This is a genomic window from Streptomyces sp. NPDC002690 (assembly GCF_053592415.1).
Genome location: NZ_JBSFVR010000014.1, coordinates 14,027 through 31,786, shown reverse-complemented (window position 1 = coordinate 31,786; position 17,760 = coordinate 14,027). Strand labels below are relative to the sequence as shown.

At 71.3% G+C, this 17,760-nt stretch carries 14 protein-coding genes and 1 pseudogene; 7 read left to right on the top strand and 8 right to left on the bottom strand.

The annotated features are described in order from the left end of the window. Positions 1-21: 21 nt before the first annotated feature. From ACWD3D_RS03805 to ACWD3D_RS03795, 3 genes are all read right to left on the bottom strand, one after another. Positions 22-492, bottom strand: coding sequence for a hypothetical protein (locus tag ACWD3D_RS03805; RefSeq protein ID WP_451459307.1), 471 nt, complete (start codon positions 490-492; stop codon positions 22-24). A 178-nt stretch (positions 493-670) separates the two neighbouring features. After that, positions 671-985, bottom strand: coding sequence for a DUF2316 family protein (locus ACWD3D_RS03800; RefSeq protein ID WP_451459306.1), 315 nt, complete (start codon positions 983-985; stop codon positions 671-673). 53 nt (positions 986-1,038) lie between these two features. Further along, positions 1,039-1,950 carry an aldo/keto reductase gene (locus ACWD3D_RS03795; RefSeq protein ID WP_451459305.1) on the bottom strand — a complete coding sequence of 304 codons (912 nt, stop codon included), beginning with the start codon at positions 1,948-1,950 and terminating at the stop codon, positions 1,039-1,041. 85 nt (positions 1,951-2,035) lie between these two features. Here ACWD3D_RS03795 and ACWD3D_RS03790 point away from each other — a divergent pair, with 85 nt between their 5' ends. From ACWD3D_RS03790 to ACWD3D_RS03780, 3 genes and pseudogenes are all read left to right on the top strand, one after another. Beyond that, positions 2,036-2,746, top strand: coding sequence for a TetR/AcrR family transcriptional regulator (locus ACWD3D_RS03790; protein ID WP_451459304.1), 711 nt, complete (start codon positions 2,036-2,038; stop codon positions 2,744-2,746). A 163-nt stretch (positions 2,747-2,909) separates the two neighbouring features. Continuing rightward, a pseudogene (locus ACWD3D_RS03785) lies at positions 2,910-3,428 on the top strand (ArsR/SmtB family transcription factor); the annotation flags it as partial. Between the two features lie 161 nt (positions 3,429-3,589). Then, the gene (locus ACWD3D_RS03780) at positions 3,590-4,867 is read left to right on the top strand and encodes an MFS transporter (RefSeq protein WP_451459329.1); all 1,278 of its coding nucleotides are present in this window, start codon (positions 3,590-3,592) and stop codon (positions 4,865-4,867) included. Between the two features lie 55 nt (positions 4,868-4,922). On the opposite strand, the gene ACWD3D_RS03775 is transcribed toward ACWD3D_RS03780, so the two are convergent. Next, positions 4,923-6,179 (bottom strand): MFS transporter, encoded by a 1,257-nt coding sequence (locus tag ACWD3D_RS03775; protein WP_451459303.1) that lies wholly within the window; start codon positions 6,177-6,179, stop codon positions 4,923-4,925. Positions 6,180-6,305: 126 nt separating this feature from the next. Between ACWD3D_RS03775 and ACWD3D_RS03770 the strand changes: the two genes are divergently transcribed. Both ACWD3D_RS03770 and ACWD3D_RS03765 read left to right on the top strand, forming a co-directional pair. Further along, positions 6,306-7,187 (top strand): winged helix-turn-helix transcriptional regulator, encoded by an 882-nt coding sequence (locus ACWD3D_RS03770; protein ID WP_451459302.1) that lies wholly within the window; start codon positions 6,306-6,308, stop codon positions 7,185-7,187. After that, positions 7,184-7,528: a hypothetical protein gene (locus ACWD3D_RS03765; RefSeq protein ID WP_451459301.1), complete on the top strand. Its 345-nt coding sequence runs from the start codon at positions 7,184-7,186 to the stop codon at positions 7,526-7,528. Before ACWD3D_RS03770 ends, ACWD3D_RS03765 begins: the two co-directional genes overlap by 4 nt. Positions 7,529-7,681: 153 nt before the next feature. Here the strand turns inward: ACWD3D_RS03765 and ACWD3D_RS03760 are convergent, their stop codons facing one another. The 4 genes from ACWD3D_RS03760 to ACWD3D_RS03745 form a co-directional block, all read right to left on the bottom strand. After that, complete coding sequence (locus ACWD3D_RS03760) at positions 7,682-9,247, bottom strand: sodium:solute symporter family protein (protein ID WP_451459300.1); 1,566 nt, start codon at positions 9,245-9,247, stop codon at positions 7,682-7,684. An 818-nt stretch (positions 9,248-10,065) separates the two neighbouring features. Then, positions 10,066-10,272: a DUF397 domain-containing protein gene (locus tag ACWD3D_RS03755; RefSeq protein ID WP_358758169.1), complete on the bottom strand. Its 207-nt coding sequence runs from the start codon at positions 10,270-10,272 to the stop codon at positions 10,066-10,068. A gap of 270 nt (positions 10,273-10,542) precedes the next feature. Continuing rightward, positions 10,543-11,400 (bottom strand): helix-turn-helix domain-containing protein, encoded by an 858-nt coding sequence (locus tag ACWD3D_RS03750; protein WP_451459299.1) that lies wholly within the window; start codon positions 11,398-11,400, stop codon positions 10,543-10,545. Positions 11,401-11,684: 284 nt separating this feature from the next. Continuing rightward, entirely contained in the window at positions 11,685-12,398 is a 714-nt protein-coding gene (locus ACWD3D_RS03745) for a GOLPH3/VPS74 family protein (RefSeq protein WP_451459298.1), read from the bottom strand. A gap of 193 nt (positions 12,399-12,591) precedes the next feature. On the opposite strand from ACWD3D_RS03745, the gene ACWD3D_RS03740 reads away from it, so the two are divergent. Together ACWD3D_RS03740 and ACWD3D_RS03735 are read left to right on the top strand one after the other, a co-directional pair. Next, positions 12,592-15,339, top strand: coding sequence for a serine hydrolase (locus tag ACWD3D_RS03740; protein ID WP_451459297.1), 2,748 nt, complete (start codon positions 12,592-12,594; stop codon positions 15,337-15,339). A 246-nt stretch (positions 15,340-15,585) separates the two neighbouring features. Next, on the top strand, positions 15,586-17,673 hold the full coding sequence (locus ACWD3D_RS03735) for an MFS transporter (protein ID WP_451459296.1): 2,088 nt from the start codon (positions 15,586-15,588) through the stop codon (positions 17,671-17,673). Positions 17,674-17,760 lie beyond the last annotated feature (87 nt).

Genomic DNA, 17,760 nt, shown 5'->3' with positions numbered 1-17,760 from the left:
CATGCTCGTGGCGGTGGTCCGTCACGCCGGGGGAGCGTAGGTCTTCCGGCCGGAGTACACCCACGCGGCTGACTTCCAGGTCCCCAGCCGGAGCCTCAGGCTGCTGTTCCGCGGCAGCGTCCCGGCCAGGGCGATGACGTTGTACCCGGTACGGGAGTGGGAGCACTGCGACTCGGGGGAGTCCTTCCACTTCTCGCTCGTCCCGCCGTACTGGAGCCGGGTCGTGAACCGGGTGGCCGTGCGGCAGCGGGCCGTCAGCTGCCCCTTGAGGGTGTAGGTGCGGTTTCCGGTCCCGCTCCAGGACAGGTGGCCGCTGAAGCTCAGGACCGCCGAGGTGTCGCCCCGGCGGACCTGGAACTCCACCGGCTGCTCGGCGGGAGCGGCGCGCGTGCCGGAGTCGGCCGGGGCGGCTGTGGCGGGGGTGGCCGCGGTGGCGGACACCGGGACCAGCAGTGCGGCGGCGACCAGGGCGGCGGTGCGGGCAGCGTGCACGGGGAGAGGTCCTCTCGAAGATCACGAACAGATCGGGATCTTCCTACCGGCCCACCGGGCCCGGCCGGGCGGAGGAGCCCGCGCCTCTCACCCGGATGGACTTCACATCACCCGTGCGGGGCCGGGCCGGGCTCCCTGCCGTGCCCCGGGAGCGGCTCCCCCCGGCCCCGCGTGCCCGTCATCGCGGGGTGAAATCGTGCCGCGGGGCCTCTCGCAGCGTGAACCACGTGCGGGCCGCCAGGCGGGCGCGGCCCGTCAGCACGGTGAAGGGAGCGGGCCGCCCGCCCGCGTCCCGTACCGCCTGATCGAGGTAGTCGCGCAGCCGCCACACCTCCACCGGGTCGGTCCGTTCCGTGACGTCGAGGGTCCGTCGCACCTCTTCCGGCGTGACGCCCAGGTCCGCCGCGACCTCTTCGGCGGTGAGGCCGCACAGCGCGAGGTTCTTCCGCAACTCCGCTTCCGTGCGACGGCGTTCGGACTCGTTCAGGGACATGGCTCTGTCTCGCTCCGGTCGACTCGTGGGATCGGGGGCTGCGCGGACCGCCTTCAGCGGGTCGGGACCGCGTCCAGGGTGGCGAGGGCCGTCGCGTCGAGGGTGATCGCCCCGGTGGCCACGTTCGCCTCCAGATGCTCGGCGTTGGCCGTGCCGGGGATGAGCAGCACGTTCGGGGCGTGGTGGAGCAGCCACGACAGACCGGTCTGGGCCGGGGTGCGGCCCAGCGACTCGGCGACCGTGAGGACGGCCGGTTCGTCGGTCACCTTCGGCATGCCGGGGAAGGCGCTGCCGAGCGGGAAGTACGGCACCCAGGCGATGTCCTCCGCGACACAGAGCCGGAGCATCTCCTCGTCGTCGCGGGCGACCAGGCTGTACGCGTTCTGCACGCAGACGGGTCCCACGGGGAGCGCCCGGCGCAGTTCGTCGATGCCGACATGGCTGATGCCGATCGCGCCGATCTTGCCCTCGTCGCGCAGGGCGGTCATGACGGCGAGCTGGTCATCGATGTCGACCACCTGGTCGCCCTCGGCGATCAGCCCGGGCGCGCGGGAGGCGCGGCGCAGGTTGACCACGGGAATGCGGTCGAGGCCGAGGCTCTTGAGGTTGTCCTCGACGGAGGCCCGGAGTTCCTCGGGCTTCTGGGCGAGCCGCATCGGGTGCGGGCCGCCGGAGTGGGGCGTGGCGCCGACCTTGCTGACGACGGTGACGCCGTCCTCGGGCCGGAGCGCCTCGCGCAGCACGTCGTTGGCGAAGCCGTCCCCGTAGAACTGGGCGGTGTCGATGTGGTCGACGCCGAGCTCGATCGCCCGGCGCACCACGGCGAGGGCGGCGGCGCGGTCGTCCCGGAGGCGGGGGAGCTGCATGGCGCCGAAGCCGATGCGGGAGACGGTGAGGGCGCCGAGCCGGCCGGCCCCTCCGGCGCGGGGAACGCCGGTGGCTGTCGTGGTGTCTGTGCTCGTCATGAGGTCATCCCGTTCTCGTGAGAGGATGAGTAAACGGAGGAACCTCCGTTAAGTCGACTGTAGCACTACCGGAGGTTCCTCCGTTTTGAACACCCCCGATGCCCCCGATGCCCCCGATGCCCCCGATGCCCCCGATGCCCAAGAGTCCCCTGGGGCCCCCGTCGGCCCCGCCGGCCCCGTCGGGCCTGCCGGGCCCGCCTCGCGGTCTGCCGCGTCCCGTCCCGCCCGCGCCGACGCGCGGCGCAACCGCGAGAAGCTGGTCGCCGCCGCCCGTGCGGCGTTCGCGGCGGCCGACGACACCGTCCCGCTGGAGACCGTCGCCCGCGCGGCGGGTGTCGGCATCGGCACCCTGTACCGCCACTTCCCCACCCGGGAAGCGCTGGTGGAGGCCGTCTTCGCGGCCGAACTCGACGCCGTCACCGCGAGCGCCGACGAACTGCTCGGCGCACTCCCGCCCGAGGTCGCTCTGCGCGCCTGGATGGACCGGTACGCGGAGTTCGTCGCGGCCAAGAGCGGCATGATGGGCACCCTGCGCTCGGGCTGGGCGTCCGGCGCCATCGCTACACCTGCCACCCGGGAGCGCCTCACCGCCGCCCTCGCGACCCTGCTCGAGGCGGGCGCGCGCACCGGTTCGCTGCGTGCGGACGTCGAGCCCGACGACGTCACGTCCATGGTCTTCGGCGTCTTCCACGCGGTGGCCATCGGTGACACCCCGGACCGCACCGGCCGGGTCCTGGACCTCGTCGTGGACGCACTGCGTCCGCGCGAGGGAGGTGGCGGCCGGGCGGGGGAGTGACGGCGACGGCGTTTCAAGGAGAGCGGCGACGCCACTCGTGAAGTCGTCCTGACGCGAAGGGACTTGAGAGACGACGGAGATCGGGGGCCTGCCCGGAGATTCGTACCGGCAGTCCGTGTGAACCCCCTTGCGCAATGGTCAAGAAACGTTGACCATTGCTCGCATGGCTACCGACGGTCTCCCCGAGACCCTTCACGTCACCACCGACGAGCAGTTGCGTGCCGTCTCCAACCTCACGCGTCACCGGATCATGGCCGTGCTCCGCTCCGAGCCGGCCACGATCACCCAGATCGCCGAACGGCTCGGCCTCGCGAAGGGGAGCTCCAGCTACCACGTGCGGCTGCTGGAGCGGGCCGGCGTGGTGAAGGTGGTCCGGACCCGGAAGGTGCGCGGGGTCACCGAGCGGTACTACGCGATGGCCGCGAGGGCGATCGAGCTGCCGGCCCCGGGCCAGGGAGAGCCCGACCCCCTGATGCGCCACGCGCTGGCGGATCTGGAGGCGTCGCCGGTGGATGGTGAGCGGCACATCGGGATGGCGCATCTGCGGCTCACCGAGGCGCAGTTCACGCAGCTGGGGACGCGGCTGCAGGCTCTGGCGGACGAGTATCGGGAGCTGTCCGATCCCTCCCTGCCGGACGCCTCCTTCGTCTTCGCCCTGTTCCACCCGGCACCGCAGCGGCAGACCGGAGCACCGACCGCAGCACCGACCGGCGAGCAGACCGGTGGGCAGGCCGAATCGCAGACCGTCGTGGGGCAGGCCGAATCGCAGACCGGAGCGCAGGTCGTGGGGCAGACCGGAGCGCAGAGCGGAGGGAAGTCCGAGTGAAGCCGGAAACAGGGAAGTTGCCGACCGGGTTCGAGCGGCTCTGGGGGGCGCAGACGGTCTCCTCGCTCGGTGACGGGGTGACGCAGGCCGCGTTGCCGCTGATCGCGCTGACGCTGACGCGTGATCCGATGGCGCTCGCCGTCGTCACAGCCGCGGGAACACTGCCGTGGTTACTCTTCGGGGTGCTCGGCGGCGCGCTGGTGGACCGCTGGGACCGCCGGCGCACGATGTGGGTCGCGGACGCGGCACGCGCGGCGCTGCTCGGGATACCCGCGGTGGCGGCCGTGCTCGACGTACTGAGCATTCCGCTGCTCGCGGCCGTGGCCTTCCTGCTCGGCCTGGGCGGACTCTTCTTCGACACGGCCGCCACGGCCTACCTCCCGGAACTGCTCCGCCGTGACCCCGCACTCCTCGAACGCGCCAACTCCCGCCTGCGCGGCGCCCAGACGGCCATGTCCGGCTTCGCGGGACCGCCTGCGGGCAGCGCGCTGCTCGCGCTCGGACGTGCGGTTCCGTTGGTCGCCGACGCGGCCTCGTTCCTGTTCTCCGCGCTCCTCGTACGCGCCCTGCCCGCCACGCCCCGGCCCGCGCCGGAGGCCCGCGAGTCCCTGCTCCGGCAGGCACGTGCCGGGGCCTCGTACGTCTTGGGGAGCCCGCTGCTGCTCGGGCTGGCGCTCCGCCCGGCGGTCGGCAACATCGCCTTCATCGCCGTGGAGACCGTCCTCGCCCTCTTCGCGCACGAGCGCCTCGGTATCGACACCTACGGCTTCGGCCTCCTCCTCACGGCTGAGGCCACCGGCGGTCTGCTCGGTGCGGGCATCGCCTCCCACCTCGGCCGGCGCCTGGGCACCGGCGCCGCTCTGACCTGCACGGCCGCCGTCGAAGGGCTTGCCGTCCTGGGCCTGGCCGCCGCCCCGAACCCGTACGTGGCCGGATCGGCGCTCGCCGTCTGCGGGGCCGGGATGGGCGCCACGATGGTGATCGCCCCCTCCCTCCGGCAGGCGATCGTCCCCGCCCACCTCATGGGCCGGGTCGCGTCCACCTCCCGCATGCTGGCCATGTGCGCGGCCCCCGTCGGGGCCTTCCTCGGCGGCTGGCTGGCCACCGCCTACGGCATCCGCACTCCGCTCTACGCCGCGGGCGGCCTGCTCCTGGCGATGACCGCGGTCACCGCGACCATGACCGGCAACCGCCGGGTCGAAGCCGCCCTGCGCGCCGCCGCCCCTGCGGGCGGGCCGGATTACCCGGTCTCCGAGGCGGAGCCCGCCGAGGAGAGAGCGACTGGCGCGGTGTGACGGTCCGCCCGGCCGGTCCGCTCCCGCTCGGCGGCCCCCGGCCGCGCCGGGAACCTCAGACGAGGTCCCTGCGGCGGCCCAACGGGACCGAGAGCAGGTACAGCGCCGGCAGCAGCGCCGTGGCGCACACCGTCCACAGGGCCGCGTGGGTTCCGGCGTACGTGGCGAGCAGACCGGCGAAGAGGGCACCGAGCGGCTGGACGCCCCAGGAGACGAAGCGGACGGTGGCCATGACGCGGGAAAGGAGCTCGGGCGGGGACTCGGTCTGGCGGTGGGTGCGCGTGGTGATCGACCCGATGACGACACCGAAGGCGAATCCCGCGTTGCCCAGCGCGAACCAGTACGCGTCCGCGGCGGACGTGGTCAGCGGAACGAGCAGGGTGGCGACGCCGCCGGCCAGCGAAGTGACGACGAGCCCCCGAGCGGTACCGGCCCGGCGGGTCAGCCGGACCGCCACGGCCGATCCGGCGAGCGCGCCGATCCCGTCCGTCGCCAGCACCAGGCCGAGCTGTACGGGCGTGAGTCCGGCCTCACGGACCAGGTAGAGGGGCGTGAGGGCCACCAGGGCGGCGCAGGCGAAGTTGGTGGCGGTCGCCCAGATCATGCAGGGCCGCATCACCGGGTGCCGCGTCACGTACGTCCAGCCCTCACGGATCAGCCGGAACGTGCCGCTTCCGGCGGTCGCGGTGGGGCGGCGCTCGGGGAGCGTACGCAGCAGCAGGGCGGAGAGCAGATAGCTCGCCGCGTCCACGAGGAGCGCGCCGACCGGGCCCGCCGCATGCACCAGCAGACCTCCCCCGGACGGCCCTCCCGTCTCGGTGACGGCGCGCGTGCCGGATACCAGACTGTTGCGGTCGGCGAGTTGGCGGGCCGGGACGACCGCGGGCAGGAACGTCGAGTTGCCGATGTCGAAGAGCACCGTCGCGGCGCCGGTGACCAGTGCCGCGAGCAGCAGGTGCGGGTAGCTGAGCCGGTCGAGCCACCAGGCGAGCGGAAGGGATCCGACGGCGAGGAACCGCACGAGGTCGAGAGTGACCTGGAGGCGGCGGAGCGGAACGCGCTGGGCGACCACTCCGGCCGGGAGGCTGAGCAACAGCCAGGAGATCTGTCCGGCGGCGGCGAGCAGGGTGACCTGGAGCGCCGAGGAGTCGAGGACCGTGAGCGCGACCAGCGGCAGCGCGAGGGTGGTGACGGCGGTGCCCGCGTCACTGACCGTGGAGGCGGCCCAGTAGCGCCAGAACACGGCCTTGGCAGGCCCCGCGGGTGCGGGGCCGCCGCGCTCGGCCTTCGGAACCGTTCTCGTCTCGCTCATTCAGCGCCGCCCCCTGTGGGTCTCTTATCGGAACTCACTCGGTCCGAGTGAGTTTCTATCCGGAACTGACCCGATGGCGCAAGATGGACCCAAAGCCGGACACGCTGTCCGGGAGGTAGGAGAACCATGGTCAAGGCGGTGCCCGAGCGCGACGCCGCCTGCGCGATCGCGCAGGCGGCGGCGGTGGTCGGCGACTGGTGGAGCCTGCTCCTGCTGCGGGAAGCGGCGCGCGGGCACCACCGGTTCGACACGCTCCAGAAGGAGCTGGGGATCTCCCGGAAGGTGCTCGCCGAGCGCCTCGCGCACCTGGTGGACGCGGAGATCCTGGAGAAGGTTCCCTACCAGAGCGGCCCGGTGCGGTACGAATACCGGCTGACGGAACGCGGGCGAGGGCTGCTGCCCGTGCTGCTCTCCATGCAGGACTGGGCGGACCGATGGCTGCTGGGCGACGGCTCGTTGAACGGCACCGCCGACGAGGAGAGCGCGGAGGCCCGGCGGGTGGAGAGCCTGGTGGGCGAGCGGCTGCCCGGGCTCGAACTGCCCGGACACCGGGACGGCGAACCGCTGGACCCGGTGGCCGGGACCGCGGCCACCGTCCTGTTCTGCTACCCGGCGACCGGTAGCCCGGGCTCGCTGCCGGAGGGCTGGTCGGACATCCCCGGAACGGTCGGATGCACCCTGGAGAACCGGCTGTTCCGGGACGCGTACGACGAATTCCGCTCGGCCGGCGCCGAGGTGCGCGGCGTGAGCACCCAACGCCCCGACGAACAGAGGATGTTCGCTGTCGAGGAGGGAGTCCCCTTCTCCCTGCTCTCGGACGTCGACCTGCGCCTCGCCGCCGCCCTGCGGCTCCCGGTGTTCCGCGCCGGGCAGGCCCTGCGGCTGAAGCGGGCGGTGCTGGTCGTGGACCGCGAACGCGTGGTGCGCCACGCGCGCTTCCCGGTGACGGACATCCCGGGAGCGGTGCGCGAGGCGCTGGCGGTGGTATGCCGGGTGGCGGCGACATGACCCGCCATGGCGGCAGCGCTCGGGAGTACGCCGAGGAGCTGGACTACCTCCTCCGCTACTGCCGGACCTCCTCGGTCTACCTCTTCCTCGTGCACGATGCGGCGGAGTCGCTCGTACCGGCCGGATCGAGCGAGGAAGCGGTCCGGATGCTCACCTTGCGACTGATCGGGGACATGATCGACTCCGGGGTCCAGGTCGGCGACATGAGTGCCCGGGAGGGTGAATGGGTCGTCCCGTGGGGCATTCCCCGGGAGGCCGCGCTGCGCCGCATCGACGCCGAGATGCGCAAGCGCGACGACCCGTGGGAGCTCTTCGCCTCCTGCTGGTTCGCCGCACCTTGAGGGCCGCCGTATCGCCTGCGGGTCCCCGTATCGGGCGCGGGCCGGTGGTTCCCGGCGGCGACCGCCTTTCGGCCGCCGCCGGGGAACCACCGGCCCGCGCGCGTACGTGCGTGTCCCGGCGCCGCGTGCCCCGAAGCGCCGGGGCGGGGGGTGTCAGTCCCGGACCGGGGCGGCGTCCGTGGCCGGGCCGCCCTGGGCGGGGAGGGACGCGGCGGCCGAACCGTCGTCGCCGTCCTCGTTGATGCGGGCGAGCACCGCGTCACGCTCGGGGGTGTCCTCCGGCTTCACGAAGCCGATCACGATGTACAGGATCAGCGACACCGCGAGCGGCACCGAGACCTGGTACTGGAGCGGGACACCGCCGTCCACGGCCCAGTTGATCGGGTAGTTGACCAGCCAGAACGCGAGCAGCCCCATCGCCCAGCTGGTCAGCGCCGCGGTCGGCCCGGACTTCCGGAACGTACGCAGCAGGCCGAGCATGAACGGGATGGCGATCGGGCCCATCAGTCCGGCGACCCACTTGATGACGACGGTGATGATGTCCTTGAAGGTCGGAGAGCTGACCTGCGTGGCGACCGCCATCGACAGCGCGAGGAAGGTGATCGTGGTCCAGCGGGCCGCGATCAGACCGACGCGCTCGTTCCAGCCGCGCGCCGCCTTGGAGAGGGTCGGCGCGATGTCACGGGTGAAGACGGCGGCGATGGCGTTGGCGTCCGAGGAGCACATGGCCATCGTGTGCGAGAAGAAGCCGACGATCACCAGGCCCAACAGGCCGTGCGGCAGCAGCTGTTCGGTCATCAGGGCGTAGCTGTCCGAGGCGTCCGGCTTCTGCGCGTGGACGAGCAGCGGTGCGCACCACATCGGGAAGAACAGCACGACGGGCCAGACGAACCACAGGGCGGCGGAGAGGCGGGCCGAACGCGTCGCGGAGTGCGCCGAGTCGGTGGCCATGTACCGCTGTGCCTGGTTCCACATACCGCCGTTGTACTCGAACGTCTTGATGAAGAGGAACGCCAGCAGGAACGTCACCGTGTACGGACCGGCGGTCGGGTCGGCGTGACCGTCGGGGAGCTTGTCCCAGACCGTCCACAGGGTGGAGAAGCCGTCCAGCTTGCCCATCACGGCGATCAGCATCGCGAGTCCGGCGCAGAGCTGGATGACGAACTGCCCCAGCTCGGTGAGCGCGTCGGCCCACAGCCCGCCGACCGTGCAGTAAATGGCGGTCACCACACCGGTGATGAGGATGCCCTGGGTGATGGTGAGCCCGGTGAAGACGGAGAGCAGGGTGGCGATGGCGGCCCACTTTGCGCCGACGTCCACGATCTTCAGCAGCAGACCGGACCAGGCGAGAGCCTGCTGGGTCTCCACGTTGTAGCGGTTCTTCAGGTACTCCAGCGGCGAGGCGACCCGCAGCCGCGAGCGCAGCCGGTTGAGCCGGGGAGCGAAGAGCTTCGCGCCGATGAAGATGCCGATGGCGATCGGGAGCGACCACGTGACGAAGGAAGTGACCCCGTACGTGTAGGCGATGCCGGCGTAGCCGGTGAACATCACCGCGCTGTACCCCGACATGTGGTGCGAGATGCCGGACAGCCACCACGGCATCTTTCCGCCGGCCGTGAAGAAGTCGCCGACGGTGTCCACGCGCTTGTGCGACCAGAGTCCGATCGCGACCATCACACCGAAGTATCCGATGAGTACGGTCCAGTCGAGACTGTTCATGTACCCCTCCAGGGGTCCGCCTTGTGAACGGGAACGCTCTTCGTCAGTACGGCCGTTCAGCGGTACCCCGCGCGGGTTACGGGGACTTGGGGGATTGAACCGCTTCCCTGAGGGTGGGGTCAAGGGATAGGCGGTCATGAATGTGAACGCAGATCAGCACTCCGAACAGTTTTACTTGTTCTTGACCCAGTGGCCCGTTGTGCGGAAGTGAGGAGGGCCACACGATGGGCGGGCACTTCGTCAGGCTGTCCGAACCATTGAACGCAGGCGTCGCGCGCGACGCGGACGACGCGGGCGGGCGCAGGCGGCGCGGGTGCGTACCGGCCGAAGGGTCGTACCGCCCGAGGGGGCGTGCCGCTCGGGGTCCTACCGCCCGAGGGGGCGTACCGGCTCCGGTCGGGCGTCAACGGCCTTGCTGTCGGCCGCAGTTCGCATTCGCACCGTCGCCGCGAAGCTTCGCCGGCGTACGAACGGCAAGACCGCACGGGATGCGGGTCCCGTGCGGTCGAGGAGGGGGGAACTTGGTCGGTCGACATCCGGCAGAGCCGGAGCAGAGCCGGAGCGGCGGCCGGTTCCCGCCCGAGTGTGCCGACGGTCGTAACCGTGCGGCGATGTCCTCACGCCGTTCCGTGCGGCCGGGGTGCGTGAACGCCCCGGGTCGCCGTGCGGCGCACCGGTGATGCGCGCGTGCCGCTCGGTTCACCCTGTTCGAGCGCTCCGTACGGAGCGGGTGACGCCGAACCCTCTCGGCCAGGACGGCGGGCCGGTCGAGAGGGCTGGGTGGGCGGCACGGGAGCGGACCGGAGAACTCACCGGTCTCAGACGTCGAGCGTGCGCTCCGCGACGTCCCGCACGAACGCGTTCCAAGCGCCGGGCACGAAGGTGATCGAGGGGCCCTCGGTCACCTTCGAGTCGCGGACCGCGATGGAGAGCGCGACAGGGGACTTGACCTCGACACAGGCGCCGTTGCCGCCGGAGTACGACGACTTGGTCCACATGTCCGTAGCACCCTGGAAGATAGCCATGTTCACTCCGGTTTCGATGAGTTGATCGTGAGCCTCGCACCAGACTGCTTTCAGCTGGCGTGATCGACGCTACTCGCCAACTCCCTCGGCTGAAGATGCCGTTCACTCGACCGGATGGCAATTGCCAATGAACTCTTACCTGGTGAGGTGGCGACGGTGTATCGTGCCGTCGCCCCTCACGTCACTTTGCTGCATGTCGCACATGACCCGCTATAGCGGGGTGACCGGTTCACGCCCCTGTGATCAGGGGAGTTGACCCGCTTCGTCCGCTCAGTCGGTGTACTTCTTCGCGACCTCGCCGATGAACTGCCGGCTCTGCTCGACGTTGAGCGCCTGGGCCCGGAGGTGCTCGTACATGACGCTGTACCGCTGCACGTCGTTCGCCTTCTCCAGATAGAGGTCGCTGGTGACGCCCTCGATGTAGACCACGCTGGAGTCGGCCGTGTCGGGGAACTCCAGGATGGCGTACTGCCCGTTGATGCCTGGATGCGCGCCCATCTCGAACGGCAGCACCTGCACCGTCACGTGCGGCAGCTTCGAGCAGGCGACGAGGTGCTCCAGCTGCTCGATCATCACGTGCTTGCTGCCGACCGTGCGGTGCAACGCCGATTCGTCTATGACGACCCACAGCCGCAACGGCCGTTCGGGGTCGTTGATCCGGTCCTGGCGCCGGGCCCGGACGTTCACCCTCTTCTCGATGTCGGCCGACGGTGCCTCCGGGAGGGCGCCGGTGATCAGCGCCTCGGAGTAGGCCCGCGTCTGGAGCAGGCCCGGGATGACCTGCGGTTCGTATCCGCGCAACGACTCGGCGTCGGTCTCCAGGCCGATGTAGACGCTGTACGGGATGTCGCCGAACGCGTGCCACCAGCCCTGCTGGCGCGAGTCCTTCGCCATCTGCATGAGGGAGTCGACGATGCGGTGGTCCTCGACCTCGTAGACCCCGCAGAGGTCTCGGACGTCACGCTGGCTGATGGAACGGCGGCCGTTCTCCAGCCGGCTGATCTTCGACTGGGAGACCAGCAGGCGGTCGGCCACCTCTTCGGCGGTCATGCCCTTTTGCTCGCGCAGGCGGCGCAATTCCTGGCCCAGCCGACGTCGCCTGACGGTGGGATTGACGGTGGACGGCACGGAAACGGCACCTCCGGCTGTGTTGCTGTGCGTATCTACTTCTCAGCAGATTGCCACCCTTGGCCCTCGCTTCGCTGGGAAACGGGGAACGCAAGCACGCGGGGCAGCCGGAAGACCGGCTGCCCCGCGTGTGGTGCGGCTCCCGAACCGGGTCTTCGTGGACGTCGGCACGGCGGTATGGGATTGACCGCGCGGTCTCCCGCACGGGCCTTCGAAACGGTGCGCAGCACGGATGTCCCGCGCGGCGCACCGCCGTTCAGCTCACTGCGTCAAGCTCGCAGCGTTCAGCCGACGGCGCTCTGCGCCATGCTGCCGCGACGTGCTTGCGGCTGCAACGGCACTCCCGCTGCCTGCTGGTTGCGGCGGGGCTGTGCGCCCGCGCCGCTCTGGACGTCCATCACGGCATGCGCCACGAGACCGCCCATCGGGTCGTGCCTGATCAGGTCCCGGAGGCGGGAGCGTGATGAACGCCCCTCGTTCCCCGGGTACAGGTGCTTACCGAGTCCGACCGCGTGGGCCAGCGCGGCAAGCGCCGCGGTCCGCGGGTCCGGCGGTACGCCGGTGCGGATCGCACTGTCCAGCCGGGATCTGATGTCCCGGCTGACCGCCGTGTCCGTCGCCTGGTAGCGAGTCGTCGGCAGCACTCCGCACATCTGGCCCGCCACGGCATGCACCATGCCGCACCGCTCCAGATGAGCGAGATAGACCTGACGGAGCCCCAATCGGGGTCCGCCGATCCAGTGGACCGCCCGTACCGGGCTGCCGCGTCTGCGCAGCAGTTCCAGTGCGGAGTCCAGTGTCGGATCTCCAGTCGGCCGTGGCATCACCACGGCGATACGATCCCCGTCAGGGGCTATCCGACCTGCCAGAGCCAGCTCCACTAGCTGTGCTCCGGCGAGGCCGAGGTCGAGCGACTGCGGCTGCGCCGTGGTACCCGTGGTCGGGTCCAGAGCGAGCAACAAAAGCTCTTCCGGAATTGTTCTGCGGCTCCTGCCCATCCATGCCTCCCCGCGTGGATGAGTGACAGGGTGACCCCTCTCACAACTGTCTGTCGAGAGCGCCTGCCAGCTTTGTACGGGAACCAGTAGGTATGTCGTTCTCGTCTAGCAGCTGAAGCCAGGGTTCACACAGGACACTGGTACACGGTTCGGACAGCGGGGGCAGTCCCCGCGGCTTTAAGAGGAGGCATTGGTGGCGGGCGAGTCCCCCGGCAAGTCGGAGCAGCGGAAGTTCTCGGGGACAGCTCCGGAGGAACACGACCCCAGGCTCTCCGTGTTCCGTGAACCCGCCGGACCGAGCGACGACACAGTCGGTGACGCGGCGGACGGCGATCCCGGTTCCGGGACGGACGGCGCTTCCCCCGCGGACGGCACGTCCAACACCCCCGCGTCCGGCACCCCCGCGGAGCCGGACACGGACGCGGAGCCGGGCACGGAGCCGGACGCGGAGCCGGAGGCCGTCGAGGAGTCGGAGGCCGGTGCGGGGCAGGACTCCGCCACCACGGTGTTCCGCTTCCGGGTTCCGGTCCCGTCGGCGGACGAAGCCAGTACCGAAGCCGGGACCGAAGCCGACTCCGAGGTCAGGACCGAGGCCGAGTCCGCCGCCGACGACGGGGACGCGGACGGCGCGGCGGCTCCGGAAGCCGACGCGACGGCGGACGCCACCGGGGCCGAGGGCGGGGCGGCAGAGGCCCCTGAAGGCCCCACAGAGCCCTCTGGGGCCGATTCCGCACCGTCGGGCGCCTCCGGCGCGCAGGAGCGCTCCCCGAGCGCCCCTGCCGCCGGTACGGACTCGGCCGACGACGAGGCTCCGGAGGTCACCGGGGAGGCCTCGGGCGACGCTGCCGCGAGCGACTCCGCCGAAAGCGAGGGCGAGGGCGAGGGCGAGGGCGACACGCGGCTTCGCCGTGCGGTCGCCGCCTGGGTCGGCAAGGACGACAGCCCCGCCGAGGCCGGGAAGCCCACCGAGGACCAGAAGTCCGCCGAGGACCAGAAGTCCGAGGGCGCCACGGAGTCCGCCGAGGACGCGGAGCCCGAGGCCGGGAAGAAGCCCGAGAAGCCCGAGAAGGCCGAGAAGGCCGAGGTGGCGACGGCCGGCGCCCAGGTGCCCCGTACCCGTGAGGAGGCCACGCCCACCGAACCGGCGTCGGCGCCCACGGGCACCGGACCTTCCGCCGAGCCCGCCGAGGCGGCGACCGGCGGCGACGCCGACGTCGACGTCGACAGCGAGGCGGAGACCGACGAGGAGGACGCGGGCGGCACCGGTGTCGACCAGCCCACCGCCGTGTTCAAGTCGGTCCGCCCCCGGCTCGACCAGCCCACCACCGCGCTGAAGATCCCCAAGCGCGAAGCCCTGGTGAAGCAGGACCCGAAGCAGGACCCGAAGCGGGAGACCGGCGAGGGCTCCGAGCCGAAGCCTGACCCGAAGCCCGACCCGAAGTCCGACCCGAAGTCCGACCCGAAGCCCGACCCGGAGGCCGAGAGCACCTCGGAGCGCACCAGCACCTTCGTACCGCTGCGCTCGGACGACGTACGGTCGGCGCCCGCGCCGCGTCGGCCCGATCCGCAGGGTCCGGTCGTCGGTCCCACGGTCACGCCGGCCCTCGGCACGCCCGCCGAGGGCGAGCCCGACCGGACCCGGTCGCTGCCGCTGCCTCCGAAGCCGCCGCTGGACCTGCTCGCCGAGCTGACGAACACCCCGCCGCCGAGGGAGACCCCGGTGCGTACGGCGGTCCGGCGGGTCAAGATCTGGACGCCGCTCGTCGTCCTGCTGCTGATCGTGTTTGCAGTCGTACAGATGTTCAGGCCGCTGCCGGACCCCACGCTCGCGGTCACGACGACGCCGACGTACACCTTCGACGGCGCCACCCCCGACCTCTCGTGGCCGGACCAGGGCCAGGGGTACATGGCGGCGACCGGCCTGGGCAAGGTCGGCTCGTTCGGAAAGCAGAAGCCGGTGCCGATCGCGAGTGTGGCGAAGGCCATGACCGCGTACATCGTGCTCAAGGACCACCCGATGAAGAAGGGTGAGGACGGGGCGTCGATCAAGGTCGACGCGAAGGGCGAGTCGGACGGCAAGCTCTCCTCCGAGGGCGAGTCCACGCTGGACACCGTCAAGGAGGGGAACGTGCTGACCCAGCGCGACGCCCTCTCCGCGATCATGATCCCTTCGGCCAACAACATCGCGCGGCTGCTGGCCCGGTGGGACGCGGGCTCGGAGGCGGCGTTCGTCGAGAAGATGAACGCCACCGCCAAGGAGCTCGGGATGACGAACACCACGTACACCGATCCCTCCGGCCTCAACGCCACCACCGTGAGTACCGCGGAGGACCTGGTGAAGCTCGGGGAGAAGCTGGTCGAGATCCCGGCGCTGATGGAGATCACCATCCTGCCGAGCTGGACGGACCCCACCGGCAAGCTCTGGCCCAACTACAACCACCTGGTCCCCTTCAACGGGGCGCTCGGCATCAAGACCGGCTCCACCACCAAGGCGGGCGGCAACCTGCTCTTCGCGGCCCACAAGATGATCGACGGGACCGACCAGCTGATCGTCGGCGCGATCCTCGGCCAGTACGACAGCGTGTCGATCATCGACGAGGTCAACCGGGTCAGCAAGACCGTCATGCTGGCGACCGAGGACGCCCTCAAGGGCGCCACGATCGTGAAGAAGGGCCAGGTCGTCGGGGTCGTCGACGACGGGCTCGGCACCACCACGCAGGTCGTGGCCACCAAGGACGTCAAGGCGGTCGGCTGGGGCGGGCTCACGGTCAAGCTGGAACTCACCGACGACGGCAAGACCGTGCCGCACGAGGCGGCGGCCGGAACCCGGGTCGGCACGCTGACGGTCGGCGAGGGCACCAGCCAGGTGAAGGTGCCGGTCGCCCTGGCCCAGGACCTGAGCGAGCCCGGTATCGGGGCCAAGCTTTCCCGGATCGGCTGACGGCCGGTCCGGCCTGCGGGAAGAGGGACGGGGGGTACCGATCCGGTACCCCCCGTCCCTCTTCCGTCCGCTTGGTACGTGTTAGCGTCCCGGAACAGACCGAACAGACGAACAGACCGAGCAGCCGGAAGGCCGGAAAGGCCGAGCGGGCCGGACGGCTGGGGCGGCGGGCGGGCGCGGGGCGCGTCCCGCAGGACGGCGGTCGCCGGGGACGCACCGGGCCGGCGGATGACGGGGAGAGCCGTAGTGACCACCGCGGAGCCGAGGCCCGGCCGCGAGGCGGACAGTGGGAGAGACCGGAAGCCGGGGGGCACCGACAGCCCCGGGACCGGTGGCGCGACGGGTCCCGCGGGACCCGTCACTCCGGCGGATCTCGTCGTGCCGCCCGACCTCGTAGCGCCTGCGGACCTGCTGCCGACCCAGCGCACCCCGGATGCGACGGCCCCGGAACCCGAATCACACGCGGCCACCGAGGGCAGCGCGGACGACACGGCCGCCGAGGACGACGCGGCCACCGCGGACAGTACGGCGCGCGACGGCTCGCGCGAGTGCCCGGACACGGCCTCGGACACGGCCTCGGACACGGCCCCGGACGCGGCCTCGGACGCTGCCCCGGGCACGTTGCTCCGCCGGCTGACGCGCCACCCCGTCACGATCGCGACGGCCGCCGCCGCCGTCACACACGTCCTCTGGTTCTTCTTCTTCGCCAACAGCGGCGGAGACATCGCGGCGCAGGACGCCTGGGCCGAGTTCGTCGGCCAGCACCCCGGCACCGCGTACAACCTCGCCTGGTACGGGGGCATGCACCCCGTCTCGTACAGCGTGGTCTCGCCGTACCTGATGTCCCTCATCGGCGTCCGCTCGACGATGATGCTCGCGGGCACCGTCTCCGCCGGGCTGACCGCGCTGATCCTGGTGCGGGTCAAGGCTGTGCGGAACCCGCTCGTCTGCTCGCTCGCCGGGGTCTTCGCGTACCTGTGCAACGCACTGTCGGGGCGGGTGACGTTCGGGCTCGGCATGATGTTCGCGCTCGGGTCCGTCGCCGCGGTGTTCTGCTGGCCGTACCGCTGGCGGTACCGGCGCTGGGCGAAGGCGGCCGTCGCGGCCCCGCTCGCCGGGCTCGCCACCGCCTCCAGCCCGGTCGCCGGCCTGTTCCTGGGCGTGGTGGCCGCCGCGCTCTTCCTGCACAAGCGGCGCCCCGGCGCGTACGCCATCGGGCTGCCCCCGGTGGCGGTGGTCGGCCTCTCCTCGTGGCTTTTCCCCTTCTCCGGCACCCAGCCGATGTCGGTGGGCACGCTGTCGCTGCCGTTCCTCTTCGCGTTGTTCGTCTTCGTGCTCGTGCCCCGCGAGTGGAAGACGGTCCGCACGGCGTCCGCCGTCTACGGCCTCGGCACGCTCGCCACCTACTTCGTGGACTCCCAGATCGGGTCCAACATCACGCGCATGGCGATGCTCTTCGCCGGAGTCGTGCTGTTGGCCGCGCTGCCGTTCACGGTGCCGCGCACCCGCCGCTGGTACGCCCTGGTGATCGCCATCGTCGGCCTCAACTTCTGGATCGGCTTCAAGAGCGTCGCCGACATCGTCCGCACCGCGCCCACCGCCTCCTGGGCGCGCGAGCTGGCGCCGCTGGTCAACCAGCTCCAAGTGGTCGGCGCGACCAAGGGCCGGATCGAGGTCGTCCCCGCGAGCAGCCACCGTGAGGCCTCCGCCCTCGCGCCGTACGTCAACCTCGCCCGGGGCTGGAACCGCCAGGCCGACATGAAGCGCAACCCCCTCTTCTACGACGACACCCTCGACGGCACCAACTACCGCGAGTGGCTCGACCGCTGGGCCGTCCACTACGTCGTACTGCCCAAGGGCGACCCGGACAGTGGGGCCGCCCAGGAAGCCGCCCTGGTCGGCGAGGGCCTGCCGTACCTGGAACAGATCTGGGCCGACGCGAACTGGAAGCTGTACCGGGTCGAGGACCCCACGCCGCTCGCCGACCTGCCCACCACCGTCCTGAACTTCGAGGCCGACGAGATCACGCTCCGGGTCCCGGAGGCGGGCCGCGTCCTCATCCGGGTGCCCTACACGCGCTGGCTCTCCCTCGTCGACGAGGAGGGCCACGGCCTGGACCGCCCGCAGGAGACGGAGGAGTCCAAGGAGCGCACCAAGGACGACGGCGACGCTCCGAAGACCTTCGACAACGTCAACGGGTGTCTCCTGGCGGTCGACGAGGAGACCCACGGGGACCAGTGGACCGAACTGATCGCCCCCAAGGCGGGCGTCTACAAGCTGGCCGCGCCGTACCGTTTCAGCCCCGGCACCCCGTGCCCGGAGGAAATGCGCTGACCTGCGGCACCCCGTGCCCGGCGCGGAGAGCCGGTCCGGGCGGGGGCTCCGTGGTCAACGGGCGTGCAGAGCTCCCCGACCGGCCCC